Origin of the sequence: Paenibacillus sp. FSL F4-0097 (genome assembly GCF_038593125.1) — a bacterium.
GTDB classification, from domain to species: domain Bacteria; phylum Bacillota; class Bacilli; order Paenibacillales; family Paenibacillaceae; genus Paenibacillus_AQ; species Paenibacillus_AQ odorifer.
The window spans coordinates 6,914,690-6,939,518 of sequence record NZ_CP151965.1; the positions used below are offsets into that span (position 1 = coordinate 6,914,690).

Sequence of the window (24,829 nt, forward strand, 5' to 3'; positions counted from 1 at the left end):
TTGCCGTCACTCGTAGATTAAAAAAATAAAAACCGCCCGATTGAAATCGAGCAGTTAAAGGATAAAGTATGAATTATTGCAAATACTTCATTGGATTTACAGCAGTGCCATTCTTCCGAATCTCAAAATGCAGATGTGTACCCGTCGAACGTCCAGTGCTGCCCATTACGCCAATCTTGCCACCCTGCTCCAAGCGTTGGCCTGTAGAAACCGAGATGCTTTTTAAATGACCATAATAGGTCTGGTATCCGTTGCGATGATCCACAATAACTACATTCCCGTATCCATTCTGCACCCCTGCAAAGATTACGGTCCCGGCATCAGAAGCTTTTATATTCCGATTGCTAGATACCATATCAATACCCTTATGGGCACGGCTCCAACGCTCACCGAAGCTACTTGTCAGGGTTGCCCCGCTTACCGGCCAACTGAACATGCCTGTTCCTTCACCAACAACCTTCGTTCCCCGATAAACAACTTCTGGCAGCGAGGCTTTTATAACGGTCTGGCCTAACCATTCTTCTTGAACAACCGTGCCATTTTCCTTTGTTACCCGATACTCCATTTCTTTAAGTCCAGTTTGTCCTGGACGAACCACTTTGCTTTTGCCTGCCGCTAGCTGATCGCTCGAACGCACAACCACTTCCGGCTCAGTCACTATCTGCTCAGTCACTTTTTCCACAGTTACTACTGTAACATCTGGTTGGGGTACCTTCAGCTTCAGTGTATCTCCAATCTTCAACGTCAGCTCTTTCACGTTAGGGTTGTTACTATAAATCTCTTTTTGGGTGATTTCAAACCGTTTGGCAATCCCCGAAATCGTATCACCCTCTTGAACGGTATAAAGAAGAGGCGCCTCTTTGCCTTCGGTAAGTGTCTGGACCGCTGCCTCCACATCCAACACTTTATTAGGATCTGCTTTGATAGGAACGATAGAAATATCTTCACTAATCTCTACCGACTCTACTTGCTCTGGAGCCTTCGCTTTTGCAGCAGATGAGCTGGAAGCAGCTGTTCTCGTTAGCTTACTAGCCGTCGTTGCTACTTCTGCTTGTGGGACATAATGATTTTTTACCCCTTCGAGCACAGCATTAGCAGTCTCCTGATCCTTAACTATGCCAACGGCCTTGCCATCTACCATCAATTGCACGCCTACCGCATAAGCTTTCAGCATTCCATCTAGTTTAGTAAGTGTCGCCTCACTATCAACTTCTGGCTTGTATGCCTTCTGCTCTTCTATTGTTATGCCCTCTGTTTGCAGCACCATGGTTGAATTCGGATATTTCTCCTGATATTCTCGTTGTTTCTTATCATATAGCTGGTTAAGCTGCGTCTGATCGGTAAGTCTTCCGACTTCTTCACCCTTCACCAACACTTGATAATAGGTAACCGTGTTAGCGGCTACATACTTTTTCTCTGCTCCAACCAACACCGTAGCTAGAAGCACAAGGCCGACAGATCCCAAAATCCAAGCACGCCGAAATCTGCGAGTACCTTTCTCTTGTTGAAAGTGTTTGGAGTCGTGATCGAAATTGTGGCTCTGTTGAACATTCGCCTCGGATTCTGCTGGATGTCCATCCTGCAGCTTGCCCATCCGACGCATGAACTTAAATCCCTTCATGAAACTCTCCCTTTCAGTCCGCTTTTACTTCCGACAAAAGCGGCCAAGCTAATTGTACGACCTCGATTATATAGATTACGTCCATGTAAATTTCTGCGTATACTAGTGCTTAATTCCTGCTTCTAATGAACCTATAAAAAGGTTGTTAAGGAGGTTACAAAAATTTAACCTCTTGAGGTCCTTGTTTACTGTACCATAGCTTAGAGAAAAATTTCAACTTTAGACATGACAAAAAACCCGCCAAATACGCGGGTTTTTTGCGCAAATATGAAATTTTAACCTTTTTCTTGTGTCTATAAAGTGACAATTATAAAAGCTATTGCGTAGATTGTGTAGTTGGTGTAAGCATTTTCATTATGCTCTCATATTCGTCTGCATCAACATATTTTGCAATTACCTGTTGCAGCTCTTTAACCTCATCTTCTGTTAATCCATCCTCCATCGCTGTTGAAATTTTTGCCATCTCATCCTGTGGTAGTTTGGACATCAAAATATTGAATATATTTACCTTCTCTTCCGATGGAAGATTATCTTTGAAGTCACTGAGTGCCTCAGGTGTCATTACTAATTGTTGGTCACCAACACTTCCACTTCCGTTATCAGCTGAACTTTCGGTTGTAACTTGCCCCATAACTGGTAAGGCATCAGTCGGAGTATTATCATCTACGGGCTCGCCCTTGCCTTTAGCTGGCGAATCCGTGCTTTTGTCGGTCTCCTTGCTAACTGTACTCCCTGTGGTTACTTCTTTATTGGCTGTATCCGAGTCAGATTTGTTATCCATGCCAATGATGCTCCGAATCATTCCTCCAAATCCCGGACCGGGAGTATTCACTTTAATATCGAAGCTAGCCAGTACCGACTGAATATAAGCATTTACAACCACGCCCGTTGTTAGAATTGAAAGAGTGCTGGCAAGTACCACAATCAGACATACGCTAAGTGCACGCTTCACGATCTTCATCTTCATTTCTCCTCTCACCTATGTTCAAGTCTATCTGGTAGATCATGTACATGTTCTTCTATACATCCAGTATTGACTAGAACCGGCCTTGGGAAACGTCTAGGTATAAATCTAGGCACCAAAAGAGAGAGAGATAGTCCTCAGAACAAAAAAAAGAGCCTCTAACGGGGCTCCTTAGTATAACTAGGTTTTAGATATAAATTGGCAATACTTGATTCGTCTGCTCACGGTTACGACCCACTGAGAAGATAGCAATCGGAATACCTGTAAGCTCAGATACACGTTCAACATATCTGCGTGTATTTGCTGGAAGATCATCCAACGTTTTTGCAGAAGTAATATCTTCGCTCCAGCCTGGAAGCTCCTCATATACCGCTTCACATTCTGCCAGCATTTTGAGGCTAGCAGGGTAATGAGTAATTACCTCACCACGGTATTTGTAGCCTGTGCAGATCTTCACAGTCTCAAGTCCGCTAAGTACATCCAGCGAGTTAAGAGATAGCCCTGTGATTCCACTTACACGACGAGCGTGACTCACAACTACACTGTCGAACCAGCCTACACGGCGTGCACGTCCGGTAACTGTGCCATATTCATGACCTGTTTCACGGATATAATCACCTGTTGCATCATTCAGCTCTGTAGGGAACGGGCCATCTCCAACACGAGTGGTATAGGCTTTTGCAACCCCAATAACCTGTTTGATTTTGGACGGTCCCACACCAGAACCTATGCACACCCCACCGGCAGATGGGTTGGATGAAGTAACAAACGGATACGTGCCTTGATCGATATCAAGCATTACTCCTTGCGCACCTTCAAACAACACTTTGCGATCCGCATCAATGGCATCATTAAGAATAACAGAGGTGTCTGTTACATAATTACGCAGCACTTCTGCATATTCCAGGTATTGAGTCAGAATCTCTTCTACGTTAAGAGCTTCGGCACCATAGACCTGCGTAATCACTTGGTTCTTCTCTTGCATCAAGGGGCGGAGTCTCAGTTCGAATTCCTCAGCGTCCATCAAGTCAGCAATACGGATACCGTTGCGTGCTGCCTTATCCATATAACAAGGACCGATACCTTTACGTGTAGTACCAATCTTGTTCGGACCCTTACGGTCTTCTTCGAGAGCATCCAGCACCATATGGTATGGCATAATGACATGAGCACGATCACTGATCACTAAGTTCTTAGTGTCAAAACCGTTCTCGTGAATATAATTAATTTCTTGGATCAAGGCAGCCGGATTAATAACCATTCCGTTACCAATTACACAAGTTTTCTCTTTATAAAATACACCCGAAGGGATCAAGCTGAGCTTAAACTTCTCACCGTCAATCAGAATCGTGTGACCGGCATTATTGCCCCCTTGATAACGGGCGACCACATCTGCACTTTCCGCTAGAAAGTCAGTGATTTTCCCTTTACCTTCGTCTCCCCATTGTGTTCCCACGACGACTACCGTTGACATGTTCATTCCTCCGTAGGTGCTACTTAGCACCATTATTTTTCATAATATGGGCCCTATACGTCATTCTTATGTACGTGGCCCTCCGGACGCCAAGCAGATTTAACCCGCTAAAGGACAATTCTCAGTGTAACAGCGGTTTTTTTCAAAGTCAAATAAAACGAACGATTACACAAAGAAATGTGCAATCGTTCGGGAATTATACATGTCAGGTTTAACCAGCAAAGGGTTCCGCATGTGCTCGCTCGTAGTTAACGAACTTGTTGAAATTTTTAAGAAAGACCAGTTCTACCGTACCTACGGGACCATTACGCTGTTTAGCTATAATGATCTCAATAATATTCTTCTTCTCCGTATCCGCATTGTAATAATCATCACGATACAGAAACGCAACAATGTCGGCATCCTGCTCGATAGAACCCGATTCACGCAAGTCACTCATCATTGGACGTTTATCCTGACGCTGCTCTACACCCCGGCTTAACTGCGACAGAGCAATAACCGGAACATCCAGCTCACGAGCAATCTGCTTCAATGTACGAGATATATCCGATACTTCCTGCTGACGGTTCTCTCCGCCTTTACCGCGGCCCTGAATGAGCTGTAAGTAGTCGATGACGATCATGCCAAGTCCTTTTTCCTTCTTCAGTCTCCGGCACTTTGCACGAATATCGGTTACCGTGATACCTGGTGTATCGTCGATATAAATCTCCGCTTCAGATAGAGACTGAATGCCCATCGTCAGCTTGGACCAATCATCATCACTCTTGAAGTCACCGGTACGCATAATATTGGCATCTAAGTTGGCTTCAGCACAAATCATCCGCTGTACCAGCTGTGGCGCTGACATTTCCAGACTGAATATCGCAACAGTTTCTTTAGCGCGTACTGCCACGTTCTGTGCAATATTCAGGGCGAATGCAGTCTTACCAACAGATGGACGAGCCGCAACAATGATCAGATCGTTACGTTGGAATCCGTTAGTCATATGATCTAAATCCACAAATCCGGTTGGGATACCTGAGGTACCCCCCTTATTTTGATGAAGCAACTCAACCTTGTCGAACACTTCCATCAAGACATCGCGGATCGCAATAAATCCACTGCCGCTCCGCCGGTTGGAGATTTCAAGAATACGCCGCTCTGCATCACTCAGCATATCGGCTACATCTTCACCGCCAGTATAACCTTCGCTCACAATTTGCGTGGCTGTGCGAATCAAACGGCGCAGCATGGCTTTCTCTTCGATAATCTGGGCGTAGTATTCTACGTTAGCAGCAGTAGGCACGGCATGCGCCAGCTTAGCTAAGTAGCTAACACCACCAATATCTTCAAGCTCTCCTTTGTCCTGCAGTCTGGACGTAAGTGTAACAAGATCAATCGGCTGGCTCTCTTCTCCGAGCTGCACCATCGCCTCAAAAATCATTTGATGCGCTTTATCGTAGAAGTCTTCAGTATTCACCCGTTCCATTGCAGTAATGAGCGCTTCATCCTGCAACAGAACCGCACCAATTACCGCCTGCTCGGCTTCAAGATTCTGCGGGGGAACCCGATCGAAAAAGAGATCTCCACCCATGTTACTCCTCCGTTACCTCAACCTTAAGTGTGGCCTTTACTTCAGTATGCAATTTTACGCTTACTTGAAATACTCCTATATGGCGAATTGGCTCACCTAATTCAATCTTGCGCTTATCAATAGTAATTCCTTTGGTGGAAGCCAGTGTCTCAGCAATCTGTTTGCTTGTAATAGCGCCGAATAAACGTCCGCCTTCACCTGATTTTGCTTTCATTGTCAGTGTTAACTCGTCAAGCTTCTTACCCAATTGCTGTGCTTCTTCTTTTTCGTTATCTTTACGGCGTTGTTCAGCAGCTGCTTGATTCTCCAGCGTCTTCACGTTGCCTTCCGTTGCCGGACGAACCAATCCACGTGGCAATAAGAAGTTGGAAGCATAACCTTCGGATACCTCTTTAACCTGACCTTTTTTACCTTGACCCTTAACATCTTTTATGAAAATGACCTTCATTCGAATAACCCCTCTTTCGATTCGATTTCCGCCAGCACCTGCAGTAATCTGGCTTCTGCTTCTTTACATGTTCCTTCAAGCTGTACTGCGGCATTGGACAGATGCCCACCGCCGCCTAATTTCTCCATCACGACCTGTACATTCATACGTCCGAGTGATCGGGCACTAATGCCAATCAGGCCGTCAGGCCGCTCGCTGATGACGAATGAAGCGACTACGTTGGTCATCCCAAGCAGCGTGTCCGCAGTCTGAGCAATAAGAAGCTGCGGGATTTTCATGCCTGGTGCCGTAACTACGAGCGCGATTTGGTCATACACCATTCGCGCATGTTTGATAATTTCGGCTTTGGAAATATACTCCTGTAAATCCTCCTTCAGCATGCGCTGAATAAGTACGGTATCGGCACCATTCCGGCGCAGGAAGCCTGCCGCCTCAAAGGTACGCGAACCCGTATGGAGCGCAAAGTGCTTTGTATCCACCGTGATCCCCGCTAACAACATTGTAGCATCCAGCGGACTGATCTTTACCTTCTCATGGATATACTGAAGCAGCTCTGTCACCAGCTCACAGGTCGATGAAGCGTAAGGTTCCAAATATACCAATACAGCATCATTAATGAACTCTTCACCTCTGCGGTGATGATCCACCACTACGATTCTGCTGGCATATTGTACTAGCCGCGGCTCCATCGTCATAGACGCCTTATGTGTATCCACAACAATAAGCAGGGTATGCTCTGTCATGATCTGTAGGGATTGCTCCGTTGTGATGAATGACTTATACAAATCGTCATCCTTACGAATCTGCTCCATCATGTTAGTTATCGATGGATTTGGAGTCTCCATCACAATGCTAGCCTCTACATTATACATCTGCGCAGCCCTTAACAGGCCGATTGCAGCACCCACAGCATCGATATCCGGTGTCCGATGACCTAGGATCAGCACACGATCGCTCTCCTGCATCAGATCCCGCAAAGCATGCGCAATGACCCGCGCCCGCACTCGGGTACGCTTCTCAGCAGCATTACTCTTGCCACCGTAGAAGGATAACCGTTGGCCTGCTTTTACAGCCGCCTGATCACCACCTCGGCCCAGCGCCATGTCTAGACTGGATTGGGCCAATGCCCCTAATTCACTTGCAGAGTCTGCGCCAAAGGCCAGACCAATACTCAGTGTCATAGGTACCTTGAGATCAGCAGTCATTTCTCTGACTTCATCTAGAATCACGAAGCGGCTCTCTTCCAACGCTTGCAGGCTACGATGATTAAGCAGCATTAGATAACGTTCCGAGGACAACCGCCGCAGATAAACCTCAAACTGCTTACTCCATTCAGTGATCTCACTCGTCACCTTAGCAATCAGCGAGGTTCGCTGTTGATCATCCATTCCTTGAGCGGATTCATCCAGGTTATCCATCATCACTATGCCGATCGCCAGCTTCTCATCCTCATACCGCTCACGTAACACCACAAGCTCAGTGATATCATACAAGTAAAGAATACGCTCACTCGGAATAATGACAGCTTGATAAAATCGTTCATCCACGGTGATCTCAAGGCGGGTGTCATGGAGCACACCTTCTTTGCCGACCTCCCGCTTACCCGCTGCAGCACCTGTAAAAAAAGACTGCATATCAGGCAATAATTCTTGCAGTGATTCCCCAACTAAAGACTTGCGTGCGAAAATATCGCCGGCATAGCGGTTATTCCATTCCACCGTTCGATCCTCGCTAAACAGAATGATTCCAAGCGGCAGCATGCTGACTGCTTCGCCCTCTACCCGCTTAATGCGGAAAGACAGCCCATTAATATATTCCACCAGATTACGACGGAACGAGATCTCCGCTTTCAACATATAGAAGCATAAAGTACCTGACAGAAACAGGCCGGCGACCCCAAGCGCCCAGTTATAGACACTGACAATTATAATAAGGACCAACAGCAGCATGAACGCCCATACGGTATGATAGCCGTGCCAGCGTCTTTGCAGAAATTTAGGCATGAACTCTCACCCTATCGTTTCGATTTGGTCACATACTCCCGCAGTGGGAACGCAAGATCAATAATACCAATAATGCGCAGCGGCGGCAGTAAAATAACCGGTATCGCTAACAAAACGGCAGACATCTTGTTCCATTTGCGTTCATGCGCCAGGAAGAAGAAAAATCCGATGGCCTGAATCATAAAGCCAATTCGCAGCAATGGCAGAAGATTGGCAGAAATCATGAGGATGAAATTGTTCTCCGACCCTGAGAAGAAGAGCTGTAGAACAACACCAATCAGATAGTACCAAATAAACGATCTCGAAAGTCTCCATTCACGTGCAGGCTTCATCTTAGGCACTGCATAATTCATACTGTTCAGAATCGGGCGGGCAATAGCATGCGTAATCACAGCAATCATGAAGGAGCTTACGATTAGAGTCATAGGGATCATTTGGACCGTCATATGACTTATCTTGTTTACATCCTCAGTTGAAAATCCAATATCAGTGAGCAGAGGATTGGTAGTTCCGAGCTCGGACAGAGGTGAATTAACCATTTGCAATACATCGTTCACATAGGTAGACAGGTCAAAATTAAATAATGCCGTACCCAGCAGCAAAAGCAGCAGGAACTGTGCAAGAATCGTAACCGTACCTGCGATCACAGTAGACATAGCCGGGGCATGTCTTTTATACCAGCGCCCCATAACCAGAGCCGGTATTAAGAAATACGCAGCTATCAACAGATAAATTGGTGTAATCAAGCCTACAATCAGCAACACCGGCAATACATGCAGCACAAATTGTCTCGTGTTCAGTGTAGTAAACAACACTACTGCCGGAACAATCATAAACAGGGTAGTGATGATGAGGAGTGGAGTCGTTAAACTAAGCAGCAAAAGTAAGTATGCTACGCTCCAAGCCACAGATGACCAGCGAAATTTCAACAGTATTCACCTCTTACGCATATGTTCTTCTAAAGCAGATATATCTTGGTACCAATCTTCCAGTTGATGCCCTTCCTGCTTGTGCTTTCTAAGCTTCTCCAGTAGCAAGTCATCTAAAGAACGATAAGGAATCCCTAGTCTGCGGCCCAAAATATAAGAGCTCATAATCAAGCTAGCCAGACTGTCACCGACACGGGTAGTACTGCCTTCCCATAACGCTTTAAATAACCGTGAAACTTGATCAATCACTTCGGTTTTCAGCCATTCAATTACCTTGGCGCGCTTGGCTACATCCAGATCCTTCGGCACATTGGACACGTCTCTCTACCTCCGGCAAAAAGCTTTATTCTCCATTATAGCATAAAAAATTCGGTGTCACACTGGACACCCCGCGCCCCTTAAGTATGCTTCAATCCATGCTGACTATGCCTCTTTTTGGAGAGGAGCTTTCTTTAAAAAAGACCCGCATTCCGTTATCGCCGGAAATACAGGCCTTGTTCCGATAGCTTCTATAACCGCGAATACACTGGGACTATAATGATTCCTGTGATTGTCTTGTTACAAATTTCTCGCAATACTCTATGACTTGACTCCGGCGAACAATTCCAATAAACCGGTTCATATCATCGACCACAGGTACAAAGTTCTGCACCTTAGCCAAATTAATTAGATCTTCCATATCCGCATCAATCGAGACCGGCTTGTTATTCATACGTAATGGAACGTCCTTCAGCAAAAATTTTGAAGCGTTCTCAAACGAAACCTTGCCCTCCGACTCTTTCATGTACCAGAGCAGATCACCTTCCGTTACCGTGCCGGCATACTCTCCATTACGGTTAAGAATCGGGACTGCTGTATAGCGGTGAAACTCCATCCTCTCAAGCGTTTGGCGCAGCGTAGAATCGAGCGTTACGCAGGCCACCTCCTGTTTCGGAAGTAAAAAAAATGCAATATTCATCTCTTGATCCTCCTCAAAGAGTTCCGAAGGAATTACGGTTCTTTAACTTCCTTTTACTGCCATGCCAATGTGATTATACGTAGCAGCTAAATAATAGTTCCAACTCATTATAACATGAAGACAGTAAGCAGCAGCCATGAGAATGTTTATGGCTGCTGCAATTTATTTATATGAGTTTAGCTTTCCAATTAGAATTACTGCGTAACTGCTGTTGCTTTGGGCTCGAGTGCATTACTTGCTTTTCCCGGCTCAATCAGTTGATCTACTGGTGTTCCTGCATTCATCCAATTATCAATCAGCGCCTTAGCTTCACGCAAATCCTCTTCATCAACGATATCATAATAAAGTCCGTCAATACGTTTTCCTTCGCCCATTACCGTAAAGCTTGAGATATCCATGTCTTTGCCGCCCATGAATTTCTTGGCCAGACTAATGATCATTGAAGGCTCTATATCGGTCTTAAAATTATCGCCCATAATATCCAGCAGCTTTGGAATATTGCCGATTTGGCTGATCGATAACATTTTATTAGCTACAACATCAATAAAAACCTGTTGGCGTTTGGTCCGGTTAAAGTCACTATCTTCACGGTAGCGTGTATAGTTAAGTGCTTCTTGACCGTTATAATTCGACTTTCCACCCTCGATCGTAAACTTTTCATGGTCCTTACCCTTGTTTACAATGTCCTTCTTGATTGGTAGCGGAACGCCTCCAATAGCATCAACGGCATCCTTGAGCCCTTGAAAGTTAATGGTGGCATAATACTGAATATCATGCTCCAGCAGTGCTTCCAGAGTATCCTTAGCCATTTGCTGCCCACCAAAAGCATAAGCATGGGTAATCTTATCTTTTTTATTATCGTTATGGCCAATAATCTCGGTATACGTATCACGTGGAATAGAAATAAGCAGAATTTTGTAATCCTCTGGGCGAACAACAGCATACATCATAGTGTCCGAACGTGCGGTTTCATTGTCGCGTTGATCAGTCCCGAGCAGCATCAGCGAGAATGGATCGCTTTTGTATACAACCGGCTCTGGCTTAACCTTATTCTCATCCTTAAGTGGCTGGTAAGATTCTTCTTTCAGCTTGCTTTCTACCCGATCGGACAAAAAGAGGTCAAAAGCTAATACGGCCAAAGAATTCCGAAAGAGAAAACCTCCCGCTATAATAACGACGAGAACAATTAGCGCAATGTATCTTTTCTTTATTTTTTTCATCTTTGATTCCTTCTTTATTGTAGAATAATTACACGTACCATATATTTACAATGCCTCCTGATCGTTCTCAGGCAGTCATGGTTTTATTTCTCTCGGCGGCGAATTTACTGTCCCTTATTCCATTATCTTATTGTCCCCCCTTTCAGGAAATTCGGGTCATTCTAAATTATAGAAAAAAAGTTTTTTGCGTTTCTAAAATAATATGGGATAAAACAATATTTCTATTGTAATCACTAAATGGATAAAAAGAAACAACAAATACCGACATGAATAGGGAAAAAGCACCATACCAAGTAATAATTACTGGTATGATGCTCCAAATTTAACTTCGAATCCCAAGGGCATGTATAATATGTTTTACCCGTTCTCCATAATGTAAACCGCGGAAAAACCCATAATCGAACAATTTAGCAGCACCCTCAAATCGGCTGCCATAAGTCTCCGCCCCCATAACGACCGCAATAAGCCGGTGCCCCTCCCTCTGGGCTGATCCCGCAATACAATATCCCGTCTGGCTATCATATCCAGTCTTCAACCCATCTGCTCCATCGTATGCGTAAGCGCCGCCCATACCTGGAAGCATAAGGTTGCTATTACTAACATATAACCCTTTATCCTTTAATTGCATCTGTGTACGACCGGAAATATTCAGTACATCAGGATGATTATGGATTAGCGCAGCTGCCAATTTGGCTGTATCCCTCGCTGTCATCATCGTCTGGCCACCGATATGCGTAGGCTGACGAATGATACCAAGATCCTTGCTAGACAATCCAGAGGCGTTGGTAAATACCGTATTAGGAGATAAACCTAAACTACGTGCTCTATCATTCATCATAAGTACAAAAGAATCCTCTGATCCTGCCATATATTCTGCCAATGCAACTGCAGCATCATTAGCAGAATATATGGTGATGCCTTCGAATAGCTCCCTTACTGTATAGAAATCTCCTCGTTTTAATGAGAGACTCATACCTCCCATTTGACTGGCGTAAGCACTAATAGGGACTCTATCCTCCCACCTAAGGGTTCCAGAGGTTATGTGATCCAGCACAATCATTTCAGTCATTAATTTAGACACACTGGCCGGTGGCATAGGCACATCGCCGTTTATATTGACCCATATGTCTCCACTATCCATATCTAGCAGCACTGCTGAACCCGCGTCAATATCCGGTTTAAAGCCCAACTCGATAGGCCTCCACACCGTAATTAAGACAACGACTATCAAAGCTGCACCAGCCCATATTAATATCCGTCTCTTCATCGTTGTCATCCTCCATAATATATATGACGAATGAAACAGCAATTTGATTTCACTTTTTGCGTAATTTTTTTTATTTTTTTTAATTTAGTCCTTTATCCACCATTTATTAGGCTCAATTATGGAGCCCAAAGAATCAACACGCACACCTTGTAGACGTTTATTGACAGCAGTAATGCTTTCTCTTTCCGCAAAAAAGATCATTGGAACCTCTTCATTCACTAGCTTCTGCCATTCATAATAGATTTGTTGTCGATAATCTCTATCATACGCCTTCATACTTGTGCCATCGCGAATCAATTCTTCATTCCGCTCCGAGGACCAACGTGGGTAGTTCCACAAATCATTCTCTCTCCAGAGACCTGAAGGATCAGGATCATTAGCTAATCCCCATACCCCGTTAAACAACTCAATGGACGGATCATCAGCCTCCACTGCTTCGTAGAAGGTGTTGAGCTCTTTTAACGCCCCACCATTAAGCTGCACATCAAGTCCCACATTTCGCCAATCCTCCAGAATAGCAGCAGTTCGTAACTCCGCTGAATGACTGCCTAGCATAGAATCATAATGAATAACTAACTTTTCTCCTTTTTGATCCTCACGCAGCCCATCTCCATCAACATCTACAAAACCAGCCTCATCAAGCAGCTGCTTCGCTTTTTCCGGATCATAGGGATACGTATTAATCTGACTATCAGGGATCTTCGCCCAGCTTGCACTGGAAACCGGAGTTTCTATAGGCTTGCCTAACCCATGAGAAAATGATTGAATGATCCCCTCCCGATCAAGTGCATAATACATCGCCTGACGTAATCTTTTATCCGCAAATTTAGGGTTATCCATTACGATTTTTTCAGCTTCACTATCCCAATACCCAAATTTAAACCCTATATACTCATAAGCAAGCTCATTTGATTGTAAAATATTAATATTATCGAGTTTACTCAACTTTTCATAAGTATCTCGTGGGGCATTCTCTATATCAATTACGCCTTGTTCAAACAGGCTGATGATTTCCTTGTCATCAAATACCTTATACAACACACCATCCAATAAAGCCTTACCTTTATAGTATTGATCAAAGCGCTTCATCTCCACCCGCTGGCCAGGTTCAATAAGGCTCACCTCAAAGGGACCAATCCCTATCGGATTTTTTCGCATCTGATCACTCTCAGGCATATCCTTAACAGCGACTCCAGTATAATATTTTTTATTCATCGGATACGGCCATAGATTATCAATCGTATTTACGCGGGCAGCTGTCATTGTTATTTTCAAAGTATAAGGATCTATAACCTTAAGACCTGTTATATTCTTCGCCTCACCTTTATGATAGGCTTCCGCACCTTGAATCATTTCCACACTATAATAACGTGATCCGGTGTAGTCTGGACTAGCAATAGTCTCCATCGCAAATTTCCAGTCCTCTACGGTCAGTTCATCTCCATTATGCCAACGGATTCCCGGTTTGATTTTAAAGGTAAATATTCTATGATCCTCGGACTCCTGCCAAGTGGCGATATTAGGAACCGTTGATAAATCATCATCTATCGTAAACATGGCCTCAGTAATAAACTCCAGCACATGAAAATCATCTTCACCTTCATAAAAAGCAGGCTCAAAGAAGCCCATAAACGGCGATGAGTATCCATAAGTAACTACTCCGCCAGTCTGTGGCTTTTCGACCACCTCATTGTGATGTAAAGATAATGAATTACTGCTGGTACCTGCTCTGCTGCATGCTGACAATACAGTAGTCATCACGAGCATTGTTAACAAGAACCCGCATATCTTCTTATTCTTCATGTGTTCCTTCCCTTCTCTAGTTGAACGTATATCTACATTTAAGCTATGGAATAAATATTTACTGTAACAAAGTTTTAGAATGGTTACAATAACTTCTAAGCTTTAGGCCTATACTCCTGCTTGAATTTACGCATATTTCATAGTATTTATAAAAAAAGAGGGACCTACCTCATAGGCAGATCCTTTTATTACATTATTCTTCATCCTTATGCGTAATTCTCAGGCCTTCGACATGCTTACGCTGCATCAATTTACGCTTTTTACGGGTATCCTTGCTCTCAAAAATTATATCAAAGTCATATTCCTCAGGATACAGCTCATCTTTGGATAGATATGGCTTTAAACGTTTATGATTAATCCGCATTTTTTGCTTCTGGATCATCACTCCGACCATTCCTAAGTGATCTTTTTTCTCATAAACAATTCCTATCCGCCCCAGTGAAGTTACAAGAACGGCATCACCAATTTCATACTGGGTCTGCTTCTCCTTATCGCTCAGTGATTCCACAGACTTTTCTTCTTTTTCAAAATCCTCTATAACAGGTGCAGTCTTCCCTTTCTCTCCCTCTTTGCTAAAAAGACTTGCCCATGCCGACCCATCACCTTTCTGCAGCCTTTGCTGCTGCGCCTCAACGATCTCCCACGATCGCTTGATAACGTTATCCTGGATACCCAGCTTTTTAGCAATTTGCAGAGCATAACTCTCCCCCGCTTCTCCGATAGTCAGACGATACAACGGCTGCAGCGTTTCTTTGTCGAATTCCATTCGTGCATTTTGAAAACCGGCTGTCGCAGCGGCAAAGGCTTTTAGCTCGTTAAAGTGGGTTGTGACGATAATATTCGCCCCTTTACGGCTCAGCTCTTCCAGAATGGCGATTGAGAGGGCGATTCCTTCCCCAGGGTCTGTACCTGCCGCCAGCTCGTCAATGAGCAGCAGCACCCCTTTAGAGGCATCTCTCAGCATTCCCTCAATACTCTTCATTTGTGCCGAAAATGTACTGAGTGATTGGGCCAAACTTTGTCCGTCTCCGATTACACTGATCACATCCGTAAAGACCGTAAACTCACTCCCCTCCTCGACCGGAATCAACAACCCCGATTGAGCCATGAGGGTCAGCAGCCCGAGGGTCTTGAGCACCACCGTTTTCCCGCCTGTATTTGGACCTGTAATGATTAGGGATTTATATCCCTTCCCTATCTCCAGGCTAATTGGAATCATGCCCTGCAGCATGGGATGTCTGCCTCCGTTCATCCTTAGAAAACCCCTATCATTTAGAGTAACCTCAGATGCTCCCAGCGTTCGTGCATATTTTGCTTTGGCAAAAATAAAATCATAGGTGCCTGTAACCTCGATATTTAGGCGCAGTGCAGTTTGTTCCTGTTCTACCATGCTGGTCAGCATACTGAGGATCACAGCTTCTTCACGTGCCTCTTCTCCTAATAACAAATCCAGCTCAATCTGCATGGAGGCGATCTCATCTGGTTCGATGAACACCGTCTGTCCACTTGTGGATTGATCAAGTACCGATCCCTTTATTTGCTTATGATACTCCCGCTTTACGGGGATAACGTAACGTCCACCACGCTGACTATAAATATTCTCTTGCAAAATCGATTGATGGCGCGACATGATCCCGTCAATTTTTTTATGAAGACGTTCTTTAGCTACGCCAATCCGTTTACGAACCCGCTCTAACCCCTTACTAGCTCCATCATCAATTCCCCCAAAGCGGATACAGCGGTCAATTGCTTCCCGCACATGATTTAATTCCAGCAGCGAGGAGGCATAAGCAGCAATCCGGGGAGCACTTTGCTCTTTAGAAGCCATATATTTGCGCAATTGACTACAGCTCTTTAGAAATGTAGCCACTGCAGTGAAGTCTTGCTCACTGTACAGATATCCAGTCCCCATTAGTGACATGATCCACTCAATCCCCTCTAATGAAGGAATCGGTACACTGGACCCCCGCTCCAGCAGCTCTTTAGCTTCAGACGTTTCCTCCATCGCTCTTTGAATGGAAGGCAAATAGGTCATAGGCATAAGCTCTTCTACAGTTTTCTTTCCTACATAAGATACCGCATGACGGCTAAGCTCGGTTTTAATAATTTCGTATTCCAACGTGTTTAGACTTTGTAAATTCACAGCAAATCCTCCTTATTGATCTAACTATTTTTTTGGAACAAAATCTCCCTAACGCAAAAAGGACAAAGAATGCCACTATGGCAGTCCTTGCCCTTCTTTTTATACTATTGTTCTCTGGCGTTTTAAGGTCCCCCTATAAAAGCCAGGGTGGCCGAAAAACAAAAAAACCGTGCTCTAAGAGCACGGTTAATTACAAAGAGAACAATAGCCGTAAAGAGGCCATATGACGCTTCGTGTGTTCTTAACTAAATCATCCACCGTTAGGAACAACAGACATCTGTGCGAGACGGACTCAAATAGAGCACGTAAACGCCAAAAGACGAGCCTGCTAAAGCCTTCCTAATCCAGTGTTATGAAATTGCTAGTTAAGAACGGTCACCAACATCAATATTTCCCCTTTTATTATAGGATAGCTGTAATTTAACACATTCCAGATTGAACGTCAAACGTAATCCGCACGCTGGCTTTTCACAACAAAAAAAGCAGCCGGTTTCCCGACTGCTTCTATAAAACGTCCTATTCCGTTGTGTAAGGAAGCAACGCGATTTGACGCGAGCGTTTTACAGCAATGGTAAGAGCGCGTTGGTATTTTGCACTTGTACCTGTTACACGGCGTGGCAAAATCTTTCCACGTTCGCTGATGAACTTCTTAAGAAGTTCAGTATCTTTATAATCAATGTGAGTAATCTTGTTCACAGTGAAAAAGCAAACTTTTTTACGCTTGTTGCGTCCACCACGACGTGCTGGTCTTTTGTCGTTGTCAGCGCCTTCTCTTGGTTTAAAAGCCATATTCTTTTCAGTCCTTCCTAATTAAAATGGCAAATCATCATCCGATATATCAATCGGTTTACCATCGCCCGAAAAAGGATCTTGAGTATTGTTGTTACGCGAGAAATTATTGTTGTTATTTCCGCGTCCAGCGTTACCACCGCCACCATATGCTGGCTCTTCAGGCATACTACTTGCACCACTTGAAGTATTTCCACCTTCACGGCTTTGTGAAGATTCCAGGAAACGAACATTATCAGCAATAACTTCAGTTACGTATACACGTTTACCTTCGTTATTCTCATAGTTCCGCACTTGGATGCGTCCTTCCACTGCTGTCAGACGACCTTTGCGCAAATAATTGGCACAGGTTTCTGCTAGCTGTCTCCAGGTAACAACCGGGATGAAGTCTGCCTCACGTTCACCGTTCTGGCCCGTAAAGTTACGATCTACGGCAAGCGTAAATTGAGTTACGGCAACACCAGCGGGAGTATAACGAAGTTCCGGGTCACGGGTCAACCGTCCGATCAAAATGATACGGTTCAACAATTCTGGTCCCCTCCTTTAGAGCGATTCATTACAAAGCTTGTCAAGATCTTAAGCAACGTCGTTCGTAATGAGATAACGAATAACTTCGTCAGAAATCTTCATAAGACGTTCTAATTCAGTAACTACTGCAGGTTCTGCATTGAAGTTAACCAAAACATAAACGCCATCACGGAATTTCTTGATCTCATACGCAAGACGGCGTTTACCTTGCACTTCGTGCTTTGTAATTTCCCCGCCATTGGAGATGATGCCTTGGAATTTATCGACTGCTGCTTGAACAGCTTCTGGTTCAATGTCAGGACGAATAATGTACATCACTTCATATTTGCGCATAATTTTCACCTCCTTATGGTCTGAGGCCCCTAATCACGTCAGGAGCAAGGAACGAGCACAAACATAGACTCGCACCTGATTAATATACCAAAACGAGCAGCAGAGTGCAAGCAATATTAATACCGGACAACCCTCCACCCTCTTTTTACATGAAAAAAACCCTACCTGCGCACAATAATCAGTGAATTCATCTGCACTTAAGGAAGGAGCGATAATGATGGGCGAAAAGACAGAATATGAAAAAGGCGACAAAGCCCCCAATCCAGGCATGTATACAGAGGTAGGTGAAGCGCGAAGCTTCCATACCGAAATTCAGAATCCACAGCATATTAAAATGGAAAAAGGGGACACCTTCCCCGAGACCAGTAACAAAAATCGGAAGTGGAAAAAGGTTGAAAAAGCACGTGTACATTAATTAATAATAAATGTGTATAAAAAAACCGACATTACACCATACTATTCTCAGGCAGTACAAAAGAGAGGTGTGGTTCCGTTGGCCGTCGTAGACGAACACAATCACAGGATATCTGATTCAGCATCTATTGTTAGCTGGGAATAGTAGTGGGTTATTGTCTAAAAAGCAGTAACCTCAGCAACGCCTAAATCACTTTAGTCGCTATATACAGAGAAATTCCAACATCATTGATGTACTGCCTCTTAAAGAAGGACCCGAAAGGGCCCTTCTTTTTGCATGTTATGATCTTTTGCAAACAGCTCATTGGACACAAAAAAACCTCCGTTACAGGAACGAAGGATTCATTAAAATGTTATATTATGCTGAAGTGGCGGAGAGGGTGGGATTCGAACCCACGCACGCTGTGACACGCCTAACTGATTTCGAGTCAGCCCCCTTGGGCCTCTTGGGTACCTCTCCGCAGCAAAAATAATTGTATCATGCAGACATGCCATTTGCAAGCTTAATTATTGTCTGTATTTCCCTCTGCAGAACGCAGTACCTTCTTCATATTCTTCTCGAATTTCGCCCGGGGAATCAGAACACTGTGCTGACATCCTGTACACTTAATGCGGATATCCATCCCCATACGAATGATCTCCATCTCATTAGAACCGCAAGGGTGCTGTTTCTTCATCTGTACAATATCTCCAAGCTGAAAAACTTTACGTTCCACTACCCTTCCCCCTTTTTCCCCTCTTGTGTAGCTGCGATTTGGCGTCTTGATCGAGTGTCAGGCGTATCCGATACTTCCTGCTCATTTTCTGTTTTTCCCAGTTCAATTTCAGCCTTTGCTTCTTCTTCTGCCTTCAAACGAGCTTCCTCTTCGGCTTGAGCAGCTTGAGCCTGCTCTAGACTGCTTAGTTTCTCTAGTGCCTGCTTAATATCATTCTGAATCTGTCTCTCCGCAACCTCTTTTGCATTGGGTAAACAGCTAGCCGCTATACGAATTACATATTCCGAAGTACTCATGGACTGTATACCGAGCACATTAGGATAAGCAAGCACATTAGAGTTACGCTCTTCTATTCCCTTTAACGCTTCTCCAATCAAACCTAGCGTGGCCTCCAAGCTGCGCTCCATTTTTACAGGAACATCAACTACAGCCAATGCATTCGAGAGAGAATAATTGGTCACGTTCGTGATTAATCCATTCGGGATAATAAATACTTCTCCAGTTGTGCTTAACAGCCTGGTTGTTCGCAGTCCGATTAATTCTACAGTTCCTTTATAGGTACCTGTTTGAATCACATCACCCACTGCAAATTGATCCTCTAAAATAATAAAGAAACCTGTAATAACATCCTTCACCAAACTTTGCGCCCCAAAACCTACTGCTAAACCAAGTACACCCGCTCCAGCCAACAATGGTGCCAAATCGAAGTGGAACTCAGAAAGCACGAGCATGATCATCACAAAATTACAGATAACTGTCACTACATTTTTCATCAATTCCCCAACCGTAGTAAACCTTCGTGTGTTGGACAGAAGTCTGCCACCGGTTTTACGCTCAAGCGAACGATCAATAATATTAGAAACAATTTTAATAATAACCCGGGTTAAGAGAAAAATAACAAGAATCCGTAGACCCGCAAATAATACATCCGCCCACATATCAGCATCGGTAAACCAATTCCACACCTTATCTTTAAAGCGAATGGCATCTTTTAATGTATCCGCACCGGGTGTATCAGCCTCCAGTATCCACATATTCATCGCATGTACTCCTCCCTACCCCTAAATCAGTATGTAGTTCTCGTTGTGTTTTCCGTAGATGCCGCGTATTTCTATTTCTTGCTCAACTATAATCTTTTTTACCTCTTCCAGCGCATTTTGAAAAAACTGAATTGAAATTGCACAGCCTGCGGTGATTTCCTTCGGAGTTGGAAATATATCAATTTCTATTTCAGCATACTCAAGCAGCATTTCAGCACGAAGCGCCTGCTGGGTGGAGTCAAACGCTATTAACATCTCATCCTGCATATACGTCAAGCCTCTCCATAGGTTTATCGTCCTATCTCTTGCTGCTGTAGTATAAAACCCCTCTTCTATCCATATACTAGATACCAACAAATAGAATCACCTTTAGAAAGGAAGATGGTATGAACTCCTCATCCAAGGCTACAGCAGCGCAAGAAACGTCCTGTTTAAAAATATCACATACAGATCCCGATATCTATTCCGCAATTACTCATCGGCTACTTTTTCACTTTTCACGCACGCGTCCAGAGACTCAAATTATCGTCATCTGTGTAGGCACTGATCGCTCCACCGGAGATTCTCTCGGTCCTCTTGTTGGTACTGCATTATCCCGTTTTCATAGCCCGTTGTTTCATTTATACGGTACCCTTGAGGAACCGGTTCATGCCGTCAATCTTGAAGAGACTTTGTCGCTAATTAATGAAAAATATAATAACCCGTTTGTCATCGGAATAGATGCCTGCTTAGGTCACTCTACTAGTGTTGGCTGCATCCAAGTCGTTGAAGGCCCCCTCAGACCAGGAGCTGGCGTAAATAAACAATTGCCGCCGGTTGGGGATATCCATTTGACTGGAATCGTTAATGTCGGCGGCTTTATGGAGTATTTCGTATTGCAGAATACACGGCTAAGTCTAGTCATGCGATTATCTGATATTATCGCTACAAGTCTATATTCTGCTTTAAAACAATGGAACCTACATGCTACTTCTGCTGCAACGCGAGAGTTATAACTTCTTTTTCTTCCGGCGATAAGGCATATTGTGACTCCCCATTTTGCATAGGCTTGGAGTAAATATATGAGTTCTCACGATTATGAAGGCTGGTTAATACAATGCCACTGCTATTGTCATCCAGAATAGCCACCGAGAAGCTCAAATCATTACCACGTTCACCGAAGGCATTATAACGCTTGAGAGCGACATTTGACTTCATGCCGCGGATTTTGACTTGGGTAGCTTCTATCAACGCTTTTTGCTCACGTTGTTCTTCTTCCAGCATGTCGCTTTGGTTCTTCAGATCAACCAGAAGGCCTTCCAGATCCTCCACACCACTTCCTGCCATCATGGCCTCATATTTGCGCCGTATAGTCCGCAGCTTAGCTCCCTGGGCGATTACAGTGACTATCAGCACTAGCATAATTACTACGAAACCAAACACAAACCACTGCAACTGTTCATTAATTAATTGATTCATTTCAGACATGAATGGACCATCCTTTTTATTTATCTGCTGCGGGCATCAGCCATATAACTCATCCATAGCAGCTAGCATTCTGCTTATATTATGCTCTGTTGTATCTACGCCTACACTCGCCCGAACAGCACCACTCTCTAGTGTATCGACAGCCTTATGTGCCAGTGGGGTACAATGCATACCCGCTCTGACGGCTATTTTATACTCACGATCTAGACGGTGAGCTATATTCGCCGATTCTTCCCCATCCACTACAAACGACACAATTCCAGTTCTCGGAGCCCCTAATGTGGGTCCTAATAGTTTAATGTTTGGAATATGGGACAACCCCTCCATCAGCAGTTGAGTCAGCTTCCACTCTCTTTCGTGGATAACGGTTGTCCCTATCGATTTTACCTTTTGAACACCGGCTAGTAAACCAGCAATTCCTACCGCATTTTGCGTTCCCGCTTCATACCGATCTGGGCGAACGGAGGGTTGTTCACTATTCTCAGATTGACTGCCTGTGCCTCCATGCATTAAGGGCTCGAGATCCAATTCAGGTGATATATAGAGTCCACCAGTCCCTTGTGGTCCAAGCAATCCTTTATGCCCAGGAAAAGCTAATAAGTCAATATTCATCTTTTTTACATCAATATCAAGCGAGCCTGCACTTTGAGCAGCATCCACTAGAAATATAGCACCCTTTGCTTTAGTTAGATCTCCGATTTCACCAATGGGAAGTATACTACCTAGTAAGTTGGAGCTATGATTACAAATTACCATTTTAGTGTTTGGTCGAAACGTTTTGCCAAATTCCTTCAAATCCAATTGACCCGCCCGATCCACCTTCAGATAATCAACACTTATTCCTAGTGACTTACGTAAATATTCCAAAGGTCTCCGCACAGAATTGTGTTCAGTCATTGTGGAGATTACATGGTCCCCTGCTTTGAGCGTACCTCTAATCGCCATATTTAATGACATCGTAGTGTTTTGGGTAAACGCTATGTCTTGTGCATTAGAAACCCCAAACAACTCCGCCAGCAAACTCCGGGCTCTCACCAACACCCGTCCGCTTCCCATGGCCAGCGAATAATTTCCTCTACCAGCATTTGCTCCCGACTGCAAAGCATTCATCATCGCAGCTGCCACCTCTGGAGGTTTAGGCCAGGACGTAGCCGCATGATCCAAATATACGAAGTCTTCCATAACCCCGCTCCTCGTCTCATACTCTTTTTCATTAAGAAGAAATAACGTTGTCACCCTTTATTGATAATAACCTTATCTGTAGAAAATATAAGGATAATATTCAGCTCTACTTTATACATCCTTATATTTTGAAAAAACATACCCCTACTTATCCGATTACGGATAGCTCAGGATATGTTCTTGGCATAGATACCCATTTAGTTACCCAATAATTCCAACAGTCTTTCTAAGTCCTGCGCACTGTAGTAATTCAGTTCAATCTTCCCTTTTTCCTTACCTTGTTTTATCTTAACCGTTGTTTTAAACCGTTCACGCAATACTTCCTCTACATTATCAATATAGGGATCACGTTTAACAACTTTAATCTTTGTACCGTTCGTCGGCTTTCGATCCAGATTTTTCACCGTTTCTTCAAGCTCTCTTACGCTCCATTGCTGTTCCACGCATTGTTCAGCCAATTGTTTAATAACTTCCGGATCTTTCAAGGCAACAATAGCTCTCGCATGTCCCATAGACATTGTTCCACGTGAAACATATTCTTTTACTTCTTCCGGTAAAGTAAGCAATCTTAGGAAGTTAGCGATGTGTGATCTGGACTTCCCAACTTTCAGAGATAGCTCTTCTTGTGTGAGTGAAAATTGATCCATCAAACCTTGATAAGCAACTGCGATTTCCATGGCGTTTAAATTTTCACGTTGCAAGTTCTCAATCAGGGCGATCTCCATAACCTGTTGATCACTTAGATTTCTTACGACTGCTGGAATCGTAGGTTTACCACAATATTGCGAAGCCCGGAATCTGCGTTCCCCGGCAATGATTTCATACCCCTTCAAAACACTCCGTACAATGATCGGTTGAATCACGCCATGTTGTCTGATAGACTCAGCCAATTCCTGGATTGCTTCTTCATTGAAATCCTTGCGTGGTTGATAAGGGTTAGCTCGCAATTGAGCTAATGGGATTTCTACTACCTTATCATCTTCATTAATAGATAAAGAAGGAATCAGAGCATCCAGACCTTTCCCTAAACGTTTACTCATAAGAAATCACTTCCTTTGCCAACTCTAAATACACTTCTGCTCCCTTTGAGCGAGGATCATAAGTAATAATGGATTGTCCATGAGACGGTGCCTCACTTAAGCGGACATTCCGAGGAATGATAGTTCTGTAAACTTTTTCCTGAAAATACTTTTTAACCTCTTCGATGACTTGGATCCCTAAATTCGTACGGGCATCCAACATGGTTAATAATACTCCCTCTATTTTCAAATGCGGATTAAGATTTTTTTGCACTAGACGCACGGTGTTTAAAAGCTGACTCAACCCTTCGAGCGCATAATATTCACATTGAATCGGAATGATTACCGAATCAGCAGCTGTAAGGGAATTGATCGTCAAAATCCCAAGGGATGGAGGACAATCAATGATGATATAGTCATAATTATTTTTAACCGCATTTAAGGCTTTTTTCAATTTCAACTCTCTGGAAATCGTTGATACTAATTCGATCTCCGCCCCTGCTAATTGAATAGTCGCTGGAATGATGTGCAGTCCTTCATTTTGAGTTTCAAGTATCGTTTCTAGAGGATTTACTTCATTAATGAGAATGTCATATATACAATTCGCTACGTCCGCCTTGTTGATGCCAACGCCGCTGGTAGTGTTGCCTTGAGGATCGATATCAACTAGAAGCACTCTTTTTCCTAATGTAGCCATACCGGCACCTAGGTTCACAGAGGATGTTGTTTTACCGACACCGCCTTTTTGATTTGCTATGGCAATAATCTTGGACACTAATTTCACCTCGAATAGTTAGGAAGAATCTTCTCGTAGATCGCAAGTACAAACGGCCAAACTATGTTACTTTATATAGGCTAAAACTCTAAAATGCAGGACTGAGCAATACATCCTGGTTCAAGTCACACAAAAGGCGGCCAATCACTTTAAGGCCGCCTTC

The 24,829-nt window shown here is 43.8% G+C and carries 25 protein-coding genes and 1 tRNA gene; 2 read left to right on the plus strand and 24 right to left on the minus strand.

Features of this window, described 5'->3' with window-relative positions:
• Positions 1-73: 73 nt before the first annotated feature.
• The 16 genes from MHH86_RS30990 to rpsF form a co-directional block, all read right to left on the minus strand.
• Positions 74-1,621, minus strand: coding sequence for a M23 family metallopeptidase (locus tag MHH86_RS30990; RefSeq protein WP_076222431.1), 1,548 nt, complete (start codon positions 1,619-1,621; stop codon positions 74-76).
• Between the two features lie 316 nt (positions 1,622-1,937).
• Positions 1,938-2,582, minus strand: a complete 645-nt coding sequence (locus tag MHH86_RS30995; RefSeq protein ID WP_076124311.1) for a hypothetical protein — start codon at positions 2,580-2,582, stop codon at positions 1,938-1,940.
• A 190-nt stretch (positions 2,583-2,772) separates the two neighbouring features.
• Complete coding sequence (locus tag MHH86_RS31000) at positions 2,773-4,059, minus strand: adenylosuccinate synthase (protein ID WP_076105178.1); 1,287 nt, start codon at positions 4,057-4,059, stop codon at positions 2,773-2,775.
• 211 nt (positions 4,060-4,270) lie between these two features.
• Positions 4,271-5,632, minus strand: a complete 1,362-nt coding sequence (gene dnaB / locus MHH86_RS31005) for a replicative DNA helicase (protein WP_036677807.1) — start codon at positions 5,630-5,632, stop codon at positions 4,271-4,273.
• Between the two features lies 1 nt (position 5,633).
• The gene (gene rplI / locus MHH86_RS31010) at positions 5,634-6,080 is read right to left on the minus strand and encodes a 50S ribosomal protein L9 (protein WP_036677804.1); all 447 of its coding nucleotides are present in this window, start codon (positions 6,078-6,080) and stop codon (positions 5,634-5,636) included.
• A complete protein-coding gene (locus MHH86_RS31015; RefSeq protein ID WP_036677802.1) occupies positions 6,077-8,083 on the minus strand; it encodes a DHH family phosphoesterase in 2,007 nt (668 codons plus the stop codon). The genes rplI and MHH86_RS31015 overlap by 4 nt, the downstream gene beginning before the upstream one ends.
• 11 nt (positions 8,084-8,094) lie before the next feature.
• Positions 8,095-9,012 (minus strand): DUF2232 domain-containing protein, encoded by a 918-nt coding sequence (locus MHH86_RS31020; protein ID WP_036677800.1) that lies wholly within the window; start codon positions 9,010-9,012, stop codon positions 8,095-8,097.
• 6 nt (positions 9,013-9,018) lie between these two features.
• Positions 9,019-9,321, minus strand: coding sequence for a MazG-like family protein (locus MHH86_RS31025; RefSeq protein WP_170914153.1), 303 nt, complete (start codon positions 9,319-9,321; stop codon positions 9,019-9,021).
• Positions 9,322-9,544: 223 nt separating this feature from the next.
• A complete protein-coding gene (locus MHH86_RS31030; RefSeq protein ID WP_036677795.1) occupies positions 9,545-9,970 on the minus strand; it encodes a CBS domain-containing protein in 426 nt (141 codons plus the stop codon).
• A 194-nt stretch (positions 9,971-10,164) separates the two neighbouring features.
• On the minus strand, positions 10,165-11,190 hold the full coding sequence (locus MHH86_RS31035; RefSeq protein ID WP_038573960.1) for an LCP family protein: 1,026 nt from the start codon (positions 11,188-11,190) through the stop codon (positions 10,165-10,167).
• Between the two features lie 322 nt (positions 11,191-11,512).
• Positions 11,513-12,457 carry a D-alanyl-D-alanine carboxypeptidase family protein gene (locus tag MHH86_RS31040; protein ID WP_036677789.1) on the minus strand — a complete coding sequence of 315 codons (945 nt, stop codon included), beginning with the start codon at positions 12,455-12,457 and terminating at the stop codon, positions 11,513-11,515.
• An 84-nt stretch (positions 12,458-12,541) separates the two neighbouring features.
• Positions 12,542-14,260 carry an oligopeptide ABC transporter substrate-binding protein gene (gene opp4A, locus MHH86_RS31045; RefSeq protein WP_036677787.1) on the minus strand — a complete coding sequence of 573 codons (1,719 nt, stop codon included), beginning with the start codon at positions 14,258-14,260 and terminating at the stop codon, positions 12,542-12,544.
• Positions 14,261-14,453: 193 nt separating this feature from the next.
• Positions 14,454-16,403: a DNA mismatch repair protein MutS gene (locus MHH86_RS31050; RefSeq protein WP_076140567.1), complete on the minus strand. Its 1,950-nt coding sequence runs from the start codon at positions 16,401-16,403 to the stop codon at positions 14,454-14,456.
• A 516-nt stretch (positions 16,404-16,919) separates the two neighbouring features.
• On the minus strand, positions 16,920-17,192 hold the full coding sequence (rpsR, locus tag MHH86_RS31055) for a 30S ribosomal protein S18 (protein WP_036651767.1): 273 nt from the start codon (positions 17,190-17,192) through the stop codon (positions 16,920-16,922).
• Positions 17,193-17,213: 21 nt separating this feature from the next.
• Positions 17,214-17,720 carry a single-stranded DNA-binding protein gene (gene ssb, locus MHH86_RS31060; RefSeq protein WP_036677780.1) on the minus strand — a complete coding sequence of 169 codons (507 nt, stop codon included), beginning with the start codon at positions 17,718-17,720 and terminating at the stop codon, positions 17,214-17,216.
• A 48-nt stretch (positions 17,721-17,768) separates the two neighbouring features.
• On the minus strand, positions 17,769-18,053 hold the full coding sequence (gene rpsF / locus MHH86_RS31065; protein WP_076316119.1) for a 30S ribosomal protein S6: 285 nt from the start codon (positions 18,051-18,053) through the stop codon (positions 17,769-17,771).
• Positions 18,054-18,270: 217 nt separating this feature from the next.
• Here rpsF and MHH86_RS31070 point away from each other — a divergent pair, with 217 nt between their 5' ends.
• On the plus strand, positions 18,271-18,468 hold the full coding sequence (locus tag MHH86_RS31070) for a YjzC family protein (protein WP_036677774.1): 198 nt from the start codon (positions 18,271-18,273) through the stop codon (positions 18,466-18,468).
• 368 nt (positions 18,469-18,836) lie between these two features.
• Here MHH86_RS31070 and MHH86_RS31075 read toward each other — a convergent pair.
• The 4 genes from MHH86_RS31075 to MHH86_RS31090 all read right to left on the minus strand — a co-directional run bounded on the left by MHH86_RS31075 (position 18,837) and on the right by MHH86_RS31090 (position 20,490).
• Positions 18,837-18,927: transfer RNA gene (locus tag MHH86_RS31075), tRNA-Ser, on the minus strand.
• 43 nt (positions 18,928-18,970) lie between these two features.
• Positions 18,971-19,183: a DUF951 domain-containing protein gene (locus MHH86_RS31080; RefSeq protein WP_036677772.1), complete on the minus strand. Its 213-nt coding sequence runs from the start codon at positions 19,181-19,183 to the stop codon at positions 18,971-18,973.
• Complete coding sequence (locus MHH86_RS31085) at positions 19,183-20,223, minus strand: mechanosensitive ion channel family protein (protein ID WP_052097399.1); 1,041 nt, start codon at positions 20,221-20,223, stop codon at positions 19,183-19,185. Before MHH86_RS31085 ends, MHH86_RS31080 begins: the two co-directional genes overlap by 1 nt.
• 21 nt (positions 20,224-20,244) lie before the next feature.
• Complete coding sequence (locus MHH86_RS31090; protein WP_036677843.1) at positions 20,245-20,490, minus strand: DUF3343 domain-containing protein; 246 nt, start codon at positions 20,488-20,490, stop codon at positions 20,245-20,247.
• 119 nt (positions 20,491-20,609) lie between these two features.
• Here MHH86_RS31090 and yyaC point away from each other — a divergent pair, with 119 nt between their 5' ends.
• Positions 20,610-21,218, plus strand: a complete 609-nt coding sequence (yyaC, locus tag MHH86_RS31095; protein WP_036677770.1) for a spore protease YyaC — start codon at positions 20,610-20,612, stop codon at positions 21,216-21,218.
• Here the strand turns inward: yyaC and MHH86_RS31100 are convergent.
• The 4 genes from MHH86_RS31100 to MHH86_RS31115 all read right to left on the minus strand — a co-directional run bounded on the left by MHH86_RS31100 (position 21,190) and on the right by MHH86_RS31115 (position 24,666).
• Positions 21,190-21,690, minus strand: coding sequence for a DUF4446 family protein (locus tag MHH86_RS31100; RefSeq protein WP_076272998.1), 501 nt, complete (start codon positions 21,688-21,690; stop codon positions 21,190-21,192). The genes yyaC and MHH86_RS31100 overlap by 29 nt on opposite strands.
• A gap of 36 nt (positions 21,691-21,726) precedes the next feature.
• Entirely contained in the window at positions 21,727-22,872 is a 1,146-nt protein-coding gene (locus MHH86_RS31105) for an aminotransferase class V-fold PLP-dependent enzyme (protein WP_342479583.1), read from the minus strand.
• Between the two features lie 197 nt (positions 22,873-23,069).
• Positions 23,070-23,912 (minus strand): ParB/RepB/Spo0J family partition protein, encoded by an 843-nt coding sequence (locus MHH86_RS31110; RefSeq protein WP_036677764.1) that lies wholly within the window; start codon positions 23,910-23,912, stop codon positions 23,070-23,072.
• The gene (locus MHH86_RS31115; protein ID WP_036677762.1) at positions 23,905-24,666 is read right to left on the minus strand and encodes an AAA family ATPase; all 762 of its coding nucleotides are present in this window, start codon (positions 24,664-24,666) and stop codon (positions 23,905-23,907) included. Before MHH86_RS31115 ends, MHH86_RS31110 begins: the two co-directional genes overlap by 8 nt.
• Positions 24,667-24,829 lie beyond the last annotated feature (163 nt).